Source organism: Pseudomonas sp. VA159-2 (genome assembly GCF_024126635.1).
GTDB lineage: Bacteria > Pseudomonadota > Gammaproteobacteria > Pseudomonadales > Pseudomonadaceae > Aquipseudomonas > Aquipseudomonas muyukensis.
The window spans coordinates 22497-37808 of sequence record NZ_JAMYBV010000035.1; the positions used below are offsets into that span (position 1 = coordinate 22497).

Annotated in this window: 15 protein-coding genes; 11 read left to right on the forward strand and 4 right to left on the reverse strand. The window is 68.3% G+C overall.

The window, feature by feature from the left end:
• Position 1 precedes the first annotated feature (1 nt).
• The 4 genes from glcE to NJG22_RS22560 all read left to right on the forward strand — a co-directional run bounded on the left by glcE (position 2) and on the right by NJG22_RS22560 (position 4344).
• Positions 2 to 1048, forward strand: a complete 1047-nt coding sequence (gene glcE, locus NJG22_RS22545; RefSeq protein WP_253097830.1) for a glycolate oxidase subunit GlcE — start codon at positions 2 to 4, stop codon at positions 1046 to 1048.
• Between the two features lie 9 nt (positions 1049 to 1057).
• A complete protein-coding gene (gene glcF, locus NJG22_RS22550) occupies positions 1058 to 2266 on the forward strand; it encodes a glycolate oxidase subunit GlcF (protein ID WP_253097832.1) in 1209 nt (402 codons plus the stop codon).
• Between the two features lie 220 nt (positions 2267 to 2486).
• Positions 2487 to 2825 (forward strand): hypothetical protein, encoded by a 339-nt coding sequence (locus tag NJG22_RS22555; RefSeq protein WP_217847706.1) that lies wholly within the window; start codon positions 2487 to 2489, stop codon positions 2823 to 2825.
• 85 nt (positions 2826 to 2910) lie between these two features.
• Positions 2911 to 4344, forward strand: coding sequence for a PLP-dependent aminotransferase family protein (locus tag NJG22_RS22560; RefSeq protein WP_253097835.1), 1434 nt, complete (start codon positions 2911 to 2913; stop codon positions 4342 to 4344).
• Here NJG22_RS22560 and NJG22_RS22565 read toward each other — a convergent pair.
• Together NJG22_RS22565 and NJG22_RS22570 are read right to left on the reverse strand one after the other, a co-directional pair.
• Positions 4337 to 5533 carry a cyanate transporter gene (locus tag NJG22_RS22565; protein WP_253097838.1) on the reverse strand — a complete coding sequence of 399 codons (1197 nt, stop codon included), beginning with the start codon at positions 5531 to 5533 and terminating at the stop codon, positions 4337 to 4339. The two genes, NJG22_RS22560 and NJG22_RS22565, sit on opposite strands and share 8 nt — an antisense overlap.
• Positions 5530 to 5988, reverse strand: a complete 459-nt coding sequence (locus NJG22_RS22570) for a nucleoside deaminase (RefSeq protein ID WP_253097839.1) — start codon at positions 5986 to 5988, stop codon at positions 5530 to 5532. Before NJG22_RS22570 ends, NJG22_RS22565 begins: the two co-directional genes overlap by 4 nt.
• 195 nt (positions 5989 to 6183) lie before the next feature.
• Here NJG22_RS22570 and NJG22_RS22575 point away from each other — a divergent pair, with 195 nt between their 5' ends.
• Positions 6184 to 6621: a carboxymuconolactone decarboxylase family protein gene (locus tag NJG22_RS22575; protein WP_253097841.1), complete on the forward strand. Its 438-nt coding sequence runs from the start codon at positions 6184 to 6186 to the stop codon at positions 6619 to 6621.
• Between the two features lie 12 nt (positions 6622 to 6633).
• On the opposite strand, the gene NJG22_RS22580 is transcribed toward NJG22_RS22575, so the two are convergent.
• Entirely contained in the window at positions 6634 to 7656 is a 1023-nt protein-coding gene (locus tag NJG22_RS22580; protein ID WP_253097843.1) for an AraC family transcriptional regulator, read from the reverse strand.
• Positions 7657 to 7838: 182 nt separating this feature from the next.
• Between NJG22_RS22580 and NJG22_RS22585 the strand changes: the two genes are divergently transcribed.
• The 4 genes from NJG22_RS22585 to NJG22_RS22600 all read left to right on the forward strand — a co-directional run bounded on the left by NJG22_RS22585 (position 7839) and on the right by NJG22_RS22600 (position 12171).
• Positions 7839 to 9023: an acetyl-CoA C-acyltransferase family protein gene (locus tag NJG22_RS22585; RefSeq protein WP_253097846.1), complete on the forward strand. Its 1185-nt coding sequence runs from the start codon at positions 7839 to 7841 to the stop codon at positions 9021 to 9023.
• A gap of 12 nt (positions 9024 to 9035) precedes the next feature.
• Positions 9036 to 9884 carry a 3-hydroxybutyryl-CoA dehydrogenase gene (locus tag NJG22_RS22590; RefSeq protein WP_253097855.1) on the forward strand — a complete coding sequence of 283 codons (849 nt, stop codon included), beginning with the start codon at positions 9036 to 9038 and terminating at the stop codon, positions 9882 to 9884.
• Positions 9885 to 9896: 12 nt separating this feature from the next.
• Positions 9897 to 10484 carry a TetR/AcrR family transcriptional regulator gene (locus NJG22_RS22595; RefSeq protein ID WP_253097857.1) on the forward strand — a complete coding sequence of 196 codons (588 nt, stop codon included), beginning with the start codon at positions 9897 to 9899 and terminating at the stop codon, positions 10482 to 10484.
• A gap of 94 nt (positions 10485 to 10578) precedes the next feature.
• A complete protein-coding gene (locus tag NJG22_RS22600) occupies positions 10579 to 12171 on the forward strand; it encodes a sensor domain-containing diguanylate cyclase (RefSeq protein ID WP_253097859.1) in 1593 nt (530 codons plus the stop codon).
• A gap of 3 nt (positions 12172 to 12174) precedes the next feature.
• Here the strand turns inward: NJG22_RS22600 and NJG22_RS22605 are convergent, their stop codons facing one another.
• Positions 12175 to 12528 (reverse strand): VOC family protein, encoded by a 354-nt coding sequence (locus tag NJG22_RS22605; RefSeq protein ID WP_253097873.1) that lies wholly within the window; start codon positions 12526 to 12528, stop codon positions 12175 to 12177.
• Positions 12529 to 12723: 195 nt separating this feature from the next.
• Here NJG22_RS22605 and NJG22_RS22610 point away from each other — a divergent pair, with 195 nt between their 5' ends.
• Together NJG22_RS22610 and NJG22_RS22615 are read left to right on the forward strand one after the other, a co-directional pair.
• Entirely contained in the window at positions 12724 to 13500 is a 777-nt protein-coding gene (locus NJG22_RS22610; protein ID WP_253097874.1) for a DNA/RNA non-specific endonuclease, read from the forward strand.
• Positions 13501 to 13671: 171 nt separating this feature from the next.
• Entirely contained in the window at positions 13672 to 15012 is a 1341-nt protein-coding gene (locus NJG22_RS22615) for an MFS transporter (RefSeq protein ID WP_253097876.1), read from the forward strand.
• The last annotated feature ends 300 nt before the right edge of the window (positions 15013 to 15312 follow it).

The following is a 15312-nucleotide window of genomic DNA, read 5'->3' on the forward strand; positions in this document are numbered from 1 at the left end:
AATGGATGCCGACCGCAGCCGACACCTGCTGGAGCAGGTCAACCAGGCGCTGAACCTGGGCACGCCACTGCGCATCCAGGGCGGCAACAGCAAGGCCATGCTGGGCCGACCGGTGGCCGGCGAGATCGTCGACCTGCGCGAGCATCGCGGCATCCTCAGCTACCACCCGAGCGAACTGGTGCTGACCGCCCGCGCGGGCACGCCGCTGCGGGAAATCGAGGCAGCGCTGGAGCAGGCCGGGCAGATGCTGACCTGCGAGCCACCGCATCTTGGGCCCCACGCTACCCTCGGCGGCATGGTCGCCGCCGGGCTGTCGGGGCCGCGTCGGCCCTGGGCCGGCGCGGTCCGCGACCTGGTGCTGGGGACACGGCTGATCAGTGGCCACGGCAAGTTGCTGCGTCTGGGCGGCGAAGTGATGAAGAACGTCGCCGGCTACGATGTCTCGCGGCTGATGGCCGGCAGCTTCGGCTGCCTGGGGCTGCTGACCGAGGTCTCGCTCAAGGTACTGCCCAAGCCACGCCAGTGCCTGAGCCTGCGCCTGCCGATGCCGGCGCAGCAAGCCTTGGCCGCATTGGCGCAGTGGGGCCAGCAGGCGCTGCCGATCAGCGCCGCCTGCCATGCCGGCGATGCGTTGCACCTGCGCCTCGAAGGCGGGCCGGGGTCGGTCCGCTCGGCCCATGAGCGGCTGGGCGGCGAAGTGATCGACAATAGCTTCTGGCAGCAATTGCGCGAACAGCGCCTGGCGTTTTTCGACGACCCGGCACCGCTGTGGCGCCTGTCGCTGCCTGTAGCCACCGGGCTGCTGGAGCTGCCTGGACAACAACTGCTCGATTGGGCCGGCGCCCAGCGCTGGTTCAAGTCCAGCGCGCCGGCCGCGCTGATCCGCGAGCGGGTAGCCAAGGTCGGTGGCCATGCCACCGCCTACAGCCCAGGCGACCACAGCAGCGCGCCGCTGGCCCCGGTCCTGCTGCGCTATCACCAGGCGCTCAAGGCGCAGCTGGACCCCCAGGGCCTGTTCAACCCGGGCCGCCTGTATGCCGACCTGTGAGGCCCCGCCATGCAAACCCACCTGAGCGACGCCGCCCGCCAGTTGCCCCGCGCCGAGGAGGCCGAGCGCATCCTGCGCGCCTGCGTGCACTGCGGTTTCTGCACCGCCACCTGCCCTACCTACCAACTGCTCGGCGACGAGCTGGACGGGCCGCGCGGGCGCATCTACCTGATCAAGCAGGCGCTCGAAGGCGCAGCGGTCACCGCCAGCAGCCAACGTCACCTGGACCGCTGCCTGAGCTGTCGCAGTTGCGAAACCACCTGCCCATCGGGGGTGGAGTACCACAATCTGCTGGACATTGGCCGCGCCGTGGTCGACCAGCAGGTGGCCCGGCCGCTGGCCCAGCGCCTGCTGCGCCACGGCCTGCGCGCCGTGGTGCCGCGGCCGGCGCTATTCAAGGCCCTGGTGCGCGGCGGCCAAGCGCTGCGGCCACTGCTGCCGGGCAGCCTCAAGGCCAAGCTGGCGACCAACGCTGGCGGGCAACGCCCCGCGCCGCGCCATCCCCGGCGCATCCTGCTGCTTGAAGGCTGCGTGCAACAGGCGCTGGCGCCCAACACCAATGCCGCCGCCAGCCGCCTGCTCGATCGCCTGGGCATCAGTGTCGAGCCGATTGCCGAGGCGGGCTGCTGTGGCGCCGTGGACTACCACCTGGACGCCCAGGCCCAGGGGCTGGCGCGGGCCCGGCGCAACATCGACGCCTGGTGGCCGGCCATCCAGGCCGGCGCCGAGGCCATCGTGCAAACGGCCAGCGGCTGCGGCGCGTTCGTGCGCGACTATGGCCACCTGCTGGCGCACGACCCCGGCTATGCCGCCAAGGCCGCCCGTGTCAGCGCGCTGTCGCGCGACCTGGTGCAGGTGCTCGAGGCCGAGCCGGTTGAACAGCTAGGCCTGTGCGCCGAGCAACGCCTGGCCGTGCACTGCCCCTGCACCTTGCAGCACGCGCTCAGGCTCGGCGGCGCGGTCGAACGCCTGCTGGCGCGCCTGGGCTTTCACCTCACCGAGGTGCCCGACGGCCACCTGTGCTGCGGCTCGGCCGGCACCTACTCGCTGACCCAACCGGGCCTGGCGCGGCAATTGCGCGATAACCGTCTTGCCGCGCTGGAAAGTGGCAGCCCGGACCTTATCGCCACCGCCAACATTGGCTGCCAGCTGCACCTCGGCGGCGCTGGGCGCACCCCGGTGCGGCACTGGATAGAGATTGTCGAAGCCGCCCTGTAGGCGCCGGCCTTGCACGCCAGCCTGGCGCAAAAATGCGCCGTACCTGGCGCGCGGCTGACGGGGATCAAGGCACCGTTCAGGGTGCTACCTATATTTTCGGAAACCTCCTACCACAAGTACGGACGCTTCGTGATTGTTGCCCCACCTTCGGCAAACCATCATCCGGCCTGGAGACGTCATCACCGCCCACCGCGGCAGCCCTGCCAGACGAGGCCATGTCATGCCCAACGACAACCACCCTACCCGTGAACTGCGCCATACCTTGCGTCGGCTGCTGGCCCATGAGGTCAGCAACCCCGATGACAACCCGCACCTGTCCGGCGTGCGGTTCTTCTGTGCGACCGACGAACATACCCGGCAGTTGATCGAGCAGGTCGAGCTGCTCGCCAGCGAGGCGTTGTTCGATGCCAATGGGCGCGCCATTGCCGCGCGCATGCGTGATGCGGCCGTCGATGGCGTGTGCATCAAGCAGAAGCGCAAGGTGGCCGAGGATGAAACGGTGATACGGATCGCGCTGCCCGACAAGGGGTATATCACCATCAGTGCGGCGCGGCTTTGAGGGTGTTCGCCGATGGCCTGCCCCTCTTGCACCTTGCGCCGCAACCCCCGAAGCTTGACCATCCCCGCGCTTCGGACACACCCCGATGGAACTGCACATCCACCTCGATGGCCGTAAAGGCCTGGCCGACCAGCTCTACCAGCAACTGCGCGCCGGTATCGACAGCGGTCACCTGGCCGCCGGCACCCAACTGCCCCCGACCCGCCTGCTCGCCGAGCAACTGGGCGTGTCGCGCAAGACCGTGGCCGAGGCTTACTCACGCCTGACCTACGACAACCTGCTCAGTGGCGTGGTCGGCCGCGGCACCTTCATCACCCCGCGCCTGCCCGTGCGCATCGATAGCACCGATACCGCGCCACTGGCCGCCGCCGCCACCCTGGAGCGCTGGCGCCAACGGGCGACGATCCTCGGCCAACGGGCGCTGGATGCCCCTTCGCGCTACGACTTCGTCGGCGGTGCCTCGAACAAGGCGCAATTCCCCTACGACCAGTGGCGCAGCTGCCTGAACCATGCCCTGCGCCGCAGCCAGCGCCACAATGAACGGCAATTCCCTGCCCAGGGCTTGCCCGAACTGCGCGAGGCCATCGCCCATCACATCGCCTTCGCCCGCGGCGTGCAATGCAGCGCGGCCGAGGTGCTGGTGTGCAACGGTGCCCAGCAGGCCCTGGACCTGATCGCCCGGGTATTGATCGAGCCAGGTTGCAAGGTGGCCATGGAAGACCCCGGCTACCCACCGGCACGGCAATTGTTCCTGGCCCTGGGCGCCCGCTTGCAAGCGGTGCCGGTGGACGAGCAAGGCCTGTGCGTGGCGCAGATCGAGGATGGCACCCGGCTGATCTACGTCACCCCGTCACACCAGTTTCCGCTGGGCATGCCCATGGCCCAGGCACGGCGCCAGGCGCTGCTGGCCCGGGCCGCCGAGCTCGGCGCGCTGGTCATCGAGGACGACTACGATTGCGAGTTTCGCTACCAGGGCCCCGCCGCCGAGGCGCTGCAACGCCTGGACCGCCACGGGCTGGTGGCCTATGTCGGCACCTTCTCCAAGACCCTGCTGCCGGAGCTGCGCCTGGGGTACGCCGTGCTGCCGCCGGCGGTGTTGCAGGCAGCCTGCGTGGCCAAGCACCTGAGCGACTGGCACAGCCCGACCCTGCAGCAATGGGCGCTGGCACGGTTCATCGGCGAAGGCCACCTGAACAAGCACATCCGCCGCAGCCATGAGGTGTACAGCGCCCGCCGCGCGCGCATCCTAGCGCGCCTGGACGGCGACCTGGCGCCCTGGTTCGCGGCGGTTCCGGCCAGCGCCGGGTTCCACCTGAGCGCGCTGGCCAAACCGGGGGTGGATGTCGAGCTGCTGATCACCCTGGCGCGCAAGGTCGAGGTGGGGTTGTACTCGCTGGCGCCGTTCTTCAGCGAGGCCCCGGTCAGGCCGGGGCTGCTGCTGGGCTTCGGCGCCATCGAGCTGCTGGATATCGACCCGGCCCTGGACCGGGTCCGCGATACCCTGCAGCGCCTCAGCTGAGCGCCGCTGCCGCGCCGGCCTGGCCGGGCCGGGCGATGGCCTTGGCGTAGCCGCGCGGGGCGAAGCGCAGGGTCACCAGCAACATGGCCAGCACGGTGCAGGTGAGCAAGGTCCACGAGGCCTGGAAGTCGCCGCTGACATCACGCAGCCAGCCGGTGATATACGGCACGGTTCCGGTGATGATGAAGCCCACCCCCTGCACGAACCCCGCCAGGCTGCCGGCCTCGGCCGGCGTGCGCAGGTGCTCCAGGGTCAAGGTCAGGCTGAGGCTGAAACAGGCCCCCAGGCCCAGGCCGATCATCGCCACCCACAGGCCCATGGCCATGGCTGGCGCCAGCAGCAGGCCGAGGAAACCGCCCAACTGGATCGCCAGCGCCAGCCACAGCCCAGGGCGGCGATCGACCAGGCGGCGCAACAGCAAGGGCAGCCCCAAGGCACCGGCAACCTGGAACAGGGTCATCAGCCCGACCAGCTCGCCACCGCCCTGGGCCGTACCGCCGTGCTCCAGGTGATAAGCCGGCAGCCAGGCGACCATGCTGGTATAGCCGCCGTTGATCAGGCCGAAGTACAGCGCCAGCAACCAGGCGCGGCGATTGCCGAACCAGTGGCCGCCGCTGGCGCCGCCCAGCGTGGGCAGGTCATGTCGCGGGCGCAGGGCGAGCCAGGCCAGCAGGGCCAGCAGCGCGGGCAACGCCCACAGCCCCAGCCCCACCTGCCAATGGCCGCTGTAGGCGCTGATCGACGGCCCCAATACCGCGGCCAGGCCACCGCCGCTCATCAACGCCGCCGAATACAGGCCCATGGTCGCGGCCAGGCGGCTCGGGAACCAGCGGTTGACCAGCCCCGGCATCATGCCCTGCACCAGCGCCACGCCCAGGCCGGCGAGCAGCGCGCTGGCAATCAGCGCCCAGGCGCTGTCCAGCTGCAAGCGCCACAGGCAGGCCGCAGCGATGGCCGCAAGGCCGGCGAGCATGCCGCCATGTTCGCTCAACCAGCGCCGCAGCCAGGGCTGCAGCAACGGCACCAGGCCCATGCACAGCACCGGCAGCGCGGTCAGCAACGCCGCCTGCTGGTAGCCCAGCCCGGTGCTCTGGCGCATGGGTTCGAGCAACGGGCCGATGCTGGTGAGCATCGGCCGCAGGTTCAGTGCCAACAGTATGACCAACAGCAGGTTCAGTGCGCTTCTCATGCCTGGCGGGCCTGCTGCCATTCGGCGTACAGGCCCGCCTCGCCGACGGGCTTGAGTGGGCGCAACGGCAGGCGCTGCTGTTGCGCGGGCCTGGCCATCTGTGCATACACCGCGGCGGTGGACAAGCCATAGGGCTCGCCCTCGTCGTTGTCGTAGGCGAACCAGGCGCGCTCGATGCCGCACAGGTGCATGGCTGCCAGGCACATCGGGCACGGATGGCCGCTGGCATAGATTTCGGCGCCGTCCAGGCGCGCGCGGCCCAGGGCCTGGGCGGCCTTGCGAATGGCCTGCATCTCGGCGTGGCTGGTCGGGTCCTGGGTGCTGTGGATTTCGTTGACGGCCCGGGCGACGACCTGGCCCTGGTACACCAGCACCGCGCCGAATGGGCGGCCGCCGGCCTGGATATTGGCGCGGGCCAGGTCGATGGCCTCGCGCATGAAGTGTTCGGTGGGCATGCAGCGTTACTCCAGTGAAGACCGGGTCATTATCCCGGCTCCACCGCCTGGGCAGAAATGAAGAGATTGGATGCCTGTCAGTGGCCACCTGAATGGCGGCATTGGCCTCCCGATAAAGCGCCGCATTGGCTATTCGGCGTCGCCCGCGCTGGCGTTAAGGTAGCGCCACTTCCCCTCAACCACTGGAACCTGGACATGCACGACCGAATCGAATGGGCCAAACACTCGCCAGAGGCCTACAAGGCCATGGTCGGCCTCGAGCAAGCACTGGTCAGCTCGGGCCTTGAGCACTCGCTGCTGGAGCTGGTGCGCCTGCGCGCCTCGCAGGTCAACGGCTGCGCCTACTGCGTGAACATGCATGCCAACGATGCACGCAAGGCCGGCGAAACCGAGGCGCGCCTGCAGACCTTGAGCGTCTGGCGCGAAACCGGTTATTTCACCCCGCGTGAGCGGGCCGCCCTGGCCTGGGTCGAAAGCCTGACCCGCCTGTCCGAGCGCGGCGCGCCGCAGGAGGAGTACTCGGCATTGCTGGAGCACTTCGAGGCCCGCGAGATCGCCAACCTGACCCTGGCCATCGCCACCATCAATGCCTGGAACCGTTTCGGCGTGGGCTTTGCCATGGTGCCGGCCTGAATCGGCCAGCCGTCAAGGCGTCTGGCCGGTGGCTGAGGCCCGTGCCCGGTAGCTGCCCGGGCTCTGCCCGGTCCATTTCTTGAATGCCCGGTGAAACGCGCTCGGCTCCTGGAAGCCGGTGTGCTCGGCGATCTCGGCAATGCTCAGGCACCCTTCGCGCAGCAGCTCGAAGGCCATGGCCCGGCGCACTTCGTCCTTGATCTGCTGGTACGAGCGCCCTTCGCGCTCCAGTTGCCGGCGAAAGCTGCTGGCGCTGAGCCGCTGGCGCTCGGCCATGGCGTTGAGGGTCGGCCACTGCCCGTAGTGGCGGGCGCGCAGGTGCCGGTAGACCTCCGCCACCAGGCCGTTGTGGTTGCGAAAGCGGATCACCAGCCCCTGCGGCGCGCTGCGCAAGAAGCTCTTCAGCGCCGCCAGGTCCTGCACCACCGGCAGGCGCAGCCAGGCGCTGTCGAACTCCACCTCGGTACGCCCGCTGCCCAGGCGCAGGTCCGGCCCCCAGAGCAGGGCGTCGTCTTCCTGGGCCGGGCGCGGCAACGCCAGTTCGGTGCGGTCGATGGCGATACGCCGCCCGGCCAGCCAGCACAACAGGCCAACCACCAGCACCAGGTAGGTTTCCTCGGCATACACCCGGGTCAAGGGCTCGTCGATGCTCGAGGTCACGCTGATCACCGCCCGGGCGCCGCGCACGCTGACACTGCCACGCACATCGCGCAGGAACAGGCCGAAGCTGCCCAGGCACTGGCGCAAGGCCTTGCCCAGGTCCGGCTCCTGGATCAATCCGCGGCAGATCAGGGCGAAGCTGCCCAGCGGCATGCCGTGGCGATCGAGCTGGAAGAATTCGTCGTGCAACTCGTCGATCAACGCCAGCCACAGCTGGGCGAAGGCCTTGGCCGGCACCCGTGCCTGGGGCTGGGCCAGCACCGCCGGGTCGATACCCACCGCGCGCAGGTGGGCGTCGCGCGCCGCCGGGCGTTCGCGCAGGGCATGCAGCATGGCATTGAGAAAGTACACCGCGACCGTATCGCTATCGCGCATCGCCAAGTAGCTCGCTGTCTGGACTGAGTGGCAAAAAATGCCAGGCTGGTTGAGCAGATCCGGCATAGGCCGCTGGCCGGCCATTGCCTAGACTCGACCCACCCACGGGGTTGCAAGAAGCTGGCGCGCATTGTCGCAGAGCCTCGCCCCACCTCGCCATGCCTTCGCACACGGAGCCCTTCATGAGCAGCACAGAAATCTACGTCGTCAGCGCGGTACGCTCGGCCATCGGTAGCTTCGGCGGCAGCCTCAAGGACCTGCCCCTGGCCGACCTCGCCAGCCAGGTGACCCACGCCGCCATCGTCCGCTCCGGGGTCGCCGCCGAACAGATCGGCCATGTGGTGATGGGCAACGTGATCCCCACCGAGCCACGCGACGCCTACCTGGGCCGGGTGGCGGCGATGAACGCCGGCATCCCCAAGGAAACCCCGGCGTTCAGCGTCAACCGCCTGTGCGGCTCGGGCCTGCAGGCCATCGTCTCGGCGGCCCAGGGCCTGCTGCTGGGCGACAGCGACATCGCCCTGGCCGCCGGCGCCGAGTCCATGAGCCGCGGTCCCTACCTGCTGCCGCAGGCGCGCTGGGGCGCACGCATGGGCGACCTGCAAGGCATCGACTACATGGTCGGCATCCTCCACGACCCGTTCGAACACTTCCACATGGGCATCACCGCCGAGAACGTCGCGGCAGCGCACGGCATCACCCGTGAAATGCAGGATGAAGTGGCCCTGACCAGCCAGCATCGCGCTGCCCGCGCCATCGCCGAAGGGCGCTTCGACAGCCAGATCGTGCCCATCGAGCTCAAGACCCGCAAAGGCACCGTGCAGTTTGCCGTGGACGAGAACGTGCGCGCCGACGCCAGCGCCGAGCAACTCGCCGGCATGAAAGCGGTGTTCAAGAAGGACGGCACCGTCACCGCCGGCAACGCCAGCAGCATCAACGATGGCGCCGCCGCCCTGGTGCTGGCCACGGGCGATGCGGTGCAGCGCCTGGGCCTTAAACCACTGGCACGCCTGGTGGCCTACGCCCATGCCGGTGTCGAACCGGCGCTGATGGGCCTGGGGCCGATCCCGGCGACCCAGAAAGTGCTGGAAAAAGCTGGCCTGAAGGTGTCAGACCTGGATGTGATCGAGTCCAACGAGGCCTTCGCCTCCCAGGCCTGCGCCGTGGCCCGTGCGCTGGGCTTCGACCCGGAGAAGGTCAACCCCAACGGCTCGGGCATTTCCCTCGGCCACCCGGTCGGCGCCACCGGCGCGATCATCGCCACCAAGGCCATTCACGAACTGCAGCGCACCCAGGGCCGCTACGCCCTGACCACCATGTGCATCGGCGGCGGCCAGGGCATCGCCATCGTCTTCGAACGCGTTTAAGGAGCCAGCAGGATGACTATCGAACAGATCGCCGTGATCGGCGCCGGCACCATGGGCAACGGCATCGCCCAGGTCTGCGCCCTGGCCGGCTACCAGGTGCTGCTGGTGGACGTGGCCGATGCAGCGCTGCAACGTGGCCTGGCCACCCTGGCCAAGAACCTCGAGCGCCAGGTCGGCAAAGGCACCGTCGCGGCCGACCAGGCCGAACAGGCCAAGGCCCGCATCCGCACCAGCACCGACTACGGGCAACTGGCCAGTGCCCAGCTGGTGATCGAGGCCGCCAGCGAAAACCTGGCCCTCAAGCAGCGCATTCTCCAGCAGGTGGCGGCGAACGTGAGCGCCGACTGCCTGATCGCCACCAACACCTCGTCGCTGTCGGTGACGCAACTGGCCGCCAGCATCGCCAACCCACAGCGTTTCATCGGCGTGCATTTTTTCAACCCGGTGCCGATGATGGCCCTGGTCGAGATCATCCGCGGCCTGCAGACCAGCGACAGCACCTACGCCCAGGCGCTGCTGGTGACCGAAAAGCTCGGCAAGACGCCAATCACCGCGGGCAACCGCCCAGGCTTCGTGGTCAACCGCATCCTGGTGCCGATGATCAACGAGGCGATCTTCGTCCGCCAGGAGGGCCTGGCCAGCGCCGAGGACATCGACACCGGCATGCGCCTGGGCTGCAACCAGCCGATCGGCCCGCTGGCCCTGGCCGACCTGGTGGGCCTGGACACCCTGCTGGCGATCATGGAGGCCTTCCACGAGGGCTTCAACGACAGCAAGTACCGCCCCGCCCCGCTGCTCAAGGAGATGGTTGCCGCCGGCTACCTCGGGCGCAAGAGCGGCCGCGGCTTCTTCAGCTACTGAGGCGCGCAGGCCATGGCCCCGGTCAACGCGCCGCTGCGCTGCGCCAATTTCGAGGAACGCCGCGACCGGGCCATGGCCCTGTTCGCCGAAAAAGGCTTCGGCCAGGTCAGCATGCGTGAGCTGGCGGCGCACGTGGGCCTGACCGCGGGCTCGCTGTATCACCACTTCCCCAGCAAGCAGGACCTGCTCTACGACCTGATCGAGGAGTTCTACGAGGAACTGCAGGCCACCCTGGAGCAAGGCCGCCGGGCCCGGGCCCAGGGCAAGCCGGTGCTGCGCTGCCTGATCGGCGCGCACTGGCAGTTGCAGGCCGAACGGCCCATGCAGTTCCGCCTGGCCGAACGCGACTTCTGCTGTTTGAGCGTCGAGCAACAGGCACGCCTGGGCGCCTTGCGCGAACGCTACGAGGCTGGCCTGCTACGCCTGATCGCACCGCAAGCGCGGCGTAGCGGTGAAACCCTGGCGGCCACCGGGCAGGTGCTGGCGACCTTGCTCAACCAGCTGCCGGGCATGCTGCGCGCGCGGGCCTTGAGCGAGGCCGAAGGGTTGAGCCTGATGGAAAACCTGGTCCAAGGCGGTATCGAACGCACCTTGGGCTGAGGCGTTTTCCTGCAGAAAAAGCGCGGCTCGCCCATGGTTCCCCAAGCGGTAAACGAGTAAGGTTGATCCCCTTTTACCGTCGGTGAGACCTGGATTGCCACACGCCAAGCATGGCCTGCGCCTGGACCTGCGCACGCTCATCCTCGTTCTCTGCGCGCTGACCGCCGTGGTGATGCTGCTGAGCAGCTATTTCGCCAGCTACCGGGTGCAGCGCCAGTTGCTGATCGACCACGCGCTGGAGGCCAACCGCGTGTATGCCGCCAAGCTGGCCGCCATCACCGAAACGTCCTTGAGCAATGCCTTGCAACAACTTGCGTTCAGCGCCCAGGTGCAAGGCCGCCAACTGCACGACGACGCGGCCTTGCAGGCCGAGACCGAACGCGTGCTGCGCCAGAGCAGTGCCTTCAACTCCACCTTCATGGTCAACGCCAAAGGCACCCTGCGGGCGATTTCACCCGCGTCGTTGCGCCACCTCACCGGCACGCCCTCCACCTCCCCCGGCGCCCTGCAAGCCCTGCGCGAACGGCGCACGCTGGTGTCCACGGCCTATCTGTCGGCGGCCAACAACCTGGTGGTGGTATTGTCGCAACCGATCTACGACGCCCAAGGGCGCTACCTGGGCTATGTCGGCGGCAGCCTGTACCTGCGCGAGCGCAATATCCTCAAGGGCCTGTTGGGCGAACACTTCTACCAGGACGGCTCGTACCTCTACGTGATCGACCGCAACCACCGCCTGCTGTACCACCCTGATAGCGACCGTGTCGGCACGCTGGTGGTCGGTAACAGCCTGGTGGATGAACTGGCCACCCTGGACAGCGGCACCCGGCGCGTGGTCAACAGCCAGGGCGTGGAGATGCTGGCCGGCTTCGCCAGTGTACCGAGCAGCGGCTGGAGCGTGGTGGCGCAGCAGCCGCTGACGGCGACCGTCGCACCAATGCATCACCTGATTCTCAACGTGATCGGTATTTCCGCGCCGCTGGCGCTGCTCGGCTGCCTGCTGTTGTGGTGGCTGGCGCTGATCATCGTTCGCCCGCTGTGGCAGCTGGCCGCGGCCGCACGTAGCCTGGACCGCGCCGGCACCGCCGCGCGCATCCACCAGGTGCGCGCCTGGTACTTCGAGGCCGCCGAGCTCAAGCGCGCCCTGCTGTTTGGCCTGAACCTGCTGCACGAGCGCATCGGCCGCCTCAACCGCGATGCCCAGACCGATCCGCTGACTGGCCTGGTCAACCGCCGCGGGTTGGCCACCACCCTGGCGCGTTGGCAGGCCGAGGCGCAGCCGTTCGCCGCCATCGTACTGGACGTGGACCACTTCAAAGGGGTCAATGACACCCACGGGCACGATGTCGGCGACGCCGTGCTGCGGCGCCTGGCCGAGCTGATGCGCGGCGCCTGCCGGGAAGGCGATGTGCTGTGCCGCACCGGTGGCGAGGAGTTCCTGATGCTGTTGCCCGGCGCCAGCCTGACAGCGGCGGGCAACGTGGCTGAACGCCTGCGTCTGTCGGTGGAGCAGACGCCTATCGCACCGGTCGGGCACCTGACGGTCTCCCTGGGCGTTGCCCAGGGGCTTGGCAGCAGCGGCGAGGCAGCATCGGCCGTACTCAAGCGTGCGGACGAAGCCCTCTACATGGCCAAGCAGAACGGTCGCAACCAAGTGTTCAGCGCGCAGGCCAATGCCCCAGGCGGCTAACGCTCAGTCCGCCGACCACACCGCCAACTCATAACCATCCGGATCGAGGAAGTGAAAGCGCCGCCCGCCTGGGAAGGCAAACACCGCCCGGCTGATCCGCCCTTGCGCCGCTTCCACGCGGCGCTGCGCTTCGGCCAGGTCAGCGGCGTAGAGGATCACCAACGGCCCGCCGGGGCGTACCGGCTCCCCAGTGGTGAAGCCGCCGCTCAAGCGGCCATCGCTGAACTCGGTGTAGCTGGGCCCGAAGTCGGTGAAGGTCCAGCCGAACACCTGGCCATAGAACGCCTTGCTGCGGGCGATATCGGCCACGTTGAACTCGATGTTGTCGATCTGCCGGTCGCTGCCGCGCATGCCCATGGTTGCCTCCTGGCACTGGTGTGAAAAGCCATCGTAATACGTTGGGGCAAAGTAACAATATTTTTCCCAGGAGTGTCACCTTACGCCCATAGGATTGCCCGCGCGCTGACGTTTTCCACGCAACGGGATGACGGAGGATGTCGGCAGGGATCACGAATGCTGTAGGATTCGCCGCTTTCCCATGGATGACGCGGCATGCGTTTGCTGTTCCTGCTGTTCCTGCTCACCCTCACGTCCTGCGCCCCGCGCCTGCCATCGCCACCGGCGCCAAGCCCCGCCTTCACAGCGCTCACCCTGCTCGACCAGGGTCGCTTCCAGCTCTGGTACGACTGCCAGCGCGGTGAGCCGCACCGCTTCGCCTTTACCCTGGGCCGGGACGAAGGTCATCTGCCACGCATCGACAACTTCCGCGTCGACCGCAGCCTGCCCGCCGGCTGCAAGGGCCAACACTCGGCCAAGGCCTATTCGTCGCCCAAGGGTTATCACCGTGGTCACCTGGCGGCGAACAACCATTTCGACGACGATCGCGCGGCGATGGACGCCTCCAACCTGATGAGCAACATCGTCCCGCAGCTGGCCACGCACAACAGCCGCACCTGGTACCAGACCGAGCTGCTGACCGAGTGCTACCGCGACCGGCACCCGGTGACGGTGATCGGCGGCGTGGTGTTCGGGCACTCGGGCCAGGCGCTGGATAACGATCACTTCGTCGCTTCCCACGGCATCGCGACCCCGGAGGCGTTCTGGAAAGTGCTGCTGAGCGAGGATGATCAGGGCCAGCCCCAGGTCATCGGTTGGTGGATTCCCCATGAGGCCGGGCTGGGGACCGACCTGGACCCGTACCTGCGCAGCGTGCATGAGATAGAGGCACTGCTTGGGGCGGGCGAGGCGCCGATCGATGTGCCCGACCAGGTCAAGGACTTGCGGCCGGTGCATACCTGGCCGGTAACGGCGGGGTGTGATCAAGAGTGATGCAGGGGCATGGGCTTGTGCCCTGCCCCTGCAGGCCCTAACAGACATCCCGGTGTCGCCCTCGACACAACGCCCTCTGCCGCTGGCCTGTCTACTGCCCTGACAACAACGACGGCGCGCCTTGAGCGCGGCGCATTTGCCCAGGCTGCCAGACCACCGGAGAGCACATCCATGTCCATCCCCCATGAGGTTCCGCCCGCCACCCTGCGTCGGGTGATCGCCGCCTCGGCCATCGGCAACTTCGTCGAATGGTTCGACTTCGCCGTCTACGGTTTCCTCGCCACGCTGATCGCCAGCCAGTTCTTCACCGGTGAAAGCGCCAGCGTCGCCCTGCTCAAGACCTTCGCCGTGTTCGCCGTGGCTTTCGCCCTGCGCCCCTTGGGCGGCATCGTGTTCGGCGCCCTGGGCGACCGCCTGGGGCGCAAGCGCATCCTGTCGCTGACCATCCTGCTGATGGCCGGTTCCACCACCTTGATCGGCCTGCTGCCGACCTACGCCAGCATCGGTGTGCTGGCACCGCTGCTACTGACCCTGGCGCGCTGCCTGCAAGGGTTTTCCGCCGGTGGCGAGTACGCCGGGGCCTGTGCCTACCTGATGGAACATGCGCCGCAACAACGGCGCGCGTTCTATGGCAGCTTCGTGCCGGTCTCGACCTTTTCCGCCTTCGCCTGCGCGGCGGTGATCGCCTACGCCCTGGAGGCCAGCCTGACGCCCGAGGCGATGAACGCCTGGGGCTGGCGCATCCCGTTCCTGATCGCCGCGCCCCTGGGCCTGGTCGGTTTGTACCTGCGCTGGCGCATGGAGGAAACCCCGGCGTTCCGCCAGGCCATGGCCGAAGGCAAGGCCCAGGCGCACTCACCGCTGGGCGATACCCTGCGTCACCATGGCCGCACCATCCGCAACCTGGGCGCGTTCATCTCGCTGACGGCGCTGTCGTTCTACATGTTCACCACCTACTTCGCCACCTACCTGCAAACCGTCGGCCAGCTCAGCCGGGCCCAGGCGCTGCTGGTGTCCACCGTGGCGCTGCTGTTCGCCGCGGCTGGCTGCCCGCTGGCCGGAGCGTTCTGCGACCGGGTCGGGCGCCGTCGGACCATTGGCTTCACTTGCCTGTGGGTGATGCTCGCGGTGTTTCCAGCCTACTGGCTGGCCAGCTCGGGCTCGTTGGCCGGGGCCTTGCTGGGGGTGATCCTGCTGGCCATCGGCGCGCTCATGAGCGGCGTGGTCACGGCGGCGCTGCTGTCGGAGTGTTTCCCGACCCGCAGCCGTTATACCGCCTCGGCGATCACCTACAACCTGGCCTACACCCTGTTCGGCGGCACCGCACCGTTGCTGGCGACCTGGTTGATCGAGCAGAGCGGCAGCCGCCTGGCGCCGGCGTTCTACCTGGTGGCAATCGCCTTGCTGGCATTGCTAGGTGGGTTGGCATTGCCGGAGACATCGCGGATATCGCTGCATGATGAGCCCGGCGATACAGCGCAAGACGAGATCGCCAGCGAAGCGATTCGCTGAGCGTTGCAGCCTTGCTGGCCAAGCGACACAGTGGATGGCACCGGCTGCGCCGGTGTTCGCCGGCAAGCCGGCTCCTACGCCGATTACGGCCTGCAACCCCCGTAGCAGCCAGCGTGCTGGCGAACCAGGCGCCGCGGTGGATGGCACCGGCTGCGCCGGTGTTCGCCGGCAAGGCCGGCTCCTACGCCGATTACGGCCTGCAACACCCGTAGCAGCCAGCTTGCTGGCGAACCAGGCGCCGCGGTGGATGGCACCGGCTGCGCCGGTGTTCGCCGGCAAGGCCGGCTCCTACGCCGATTA

Excerpts from the sequence above, each read along its gene's own strand:
- glcE (WP_253097830.1), top strand. The coding sequence starts at position 2 with ATGGATGCCGACCGCAGCCGACACCTGCTGGAGCAGGTCAACCAGGCG.
- glcF (WP_253097832.1), top strand. The coding sequence starts at position 1,058 with ATGCAAACCCACCTGAGCGACGCCGCCCGCCAGTTGCCCCGCGCCGAG.
- NJG22_RS22555 (WP_217847706.1), top strand. The coding sequence starts at position 2,487 with ATGCCCAACGACAACCACCCTACCCGTGAACTGCGCCATACCTTGCGT.
- NJG22_RS22560 (WP_253097835.1), top strand. The coding sequence starts at position 2,911 with ATGGAACTGCACATCCACCTCGATGGCCGTAAAGGCCTGGCCGACCAG.
- NJG22_RS22565 (WP_253097838.1), bottom strand. The coding sequence starts at position 5,533 with ATGAGAAGCGCACTGAACCTGCTGTTGGTCATACTGTTGGCACTGAAC.
- NJG22_RS22570 (WP_253097839.1), bottom strand. The coding sequence starts at position 5,988 with ATGCCCACCGAACACTTCATGCGCGAGGCCATCGACCTGGCCCGCGCC.
- NJG22_RS22575 (WP_253097841.1), top strand. The coding sequence starts at position 6,184 with ATGCACGACCGAATCGAATGGGCCAAACACTCGCCAGAGGCCTACAAG.
- NJG22_RS22580 (WP_253097843.1), bottom strand. The coding sequence starts at position 7,656 with ATGCGCGATAGCGATACGGTCGCGGTGTACTTTCTCAATGCCATGCTG.
- NJG22_RS22585 (WP_253097846.1), top strand. The coding sequence starts at position 7,839 with ATGAGCAGCACAGAAATCTACGTCGTCAGCGCGGTACGCTCGGCCATC.
- NJG22_RS22590 (WP_253097855.1), top strand. The coding sequence starts at position 9,036 with ATGACTATCGAACAGATCGCCGTGATCGGCGCCGGCACCATGGGCAAC.
- NJG22_RS22595 (WP_253097857.1), top strand. The coding sequence starts at position 9,897 with ATGGCCCCGGTCAACGCGCCGCTGCGCTGCGCCAATTTCGAGGAACGC.
- NJG22_RS22605 (WP_253097873.1), bottom strand. The coding sequence starts at position 12,528 with ATGGGCATGCGCGGCAGCGACCGGCAGATCGACAACATCGAGTTCAAC.
- NJG22_RS22610 (WP_253097874.1), top strand. The coding sequence starts at position 12,724 with ATGCGTTTGCTGTTCCTGCTGTTCCTGCTCACCCTCACGTCCTGCGCC.
- NJG22_RS22615 (WP_253097876.1), top strand. The coding sequence starts at position 13,672 with ATGTCCATCCCCCATGAGGTTCCGCCCGCCACCCTGCGTCGGGTGATC.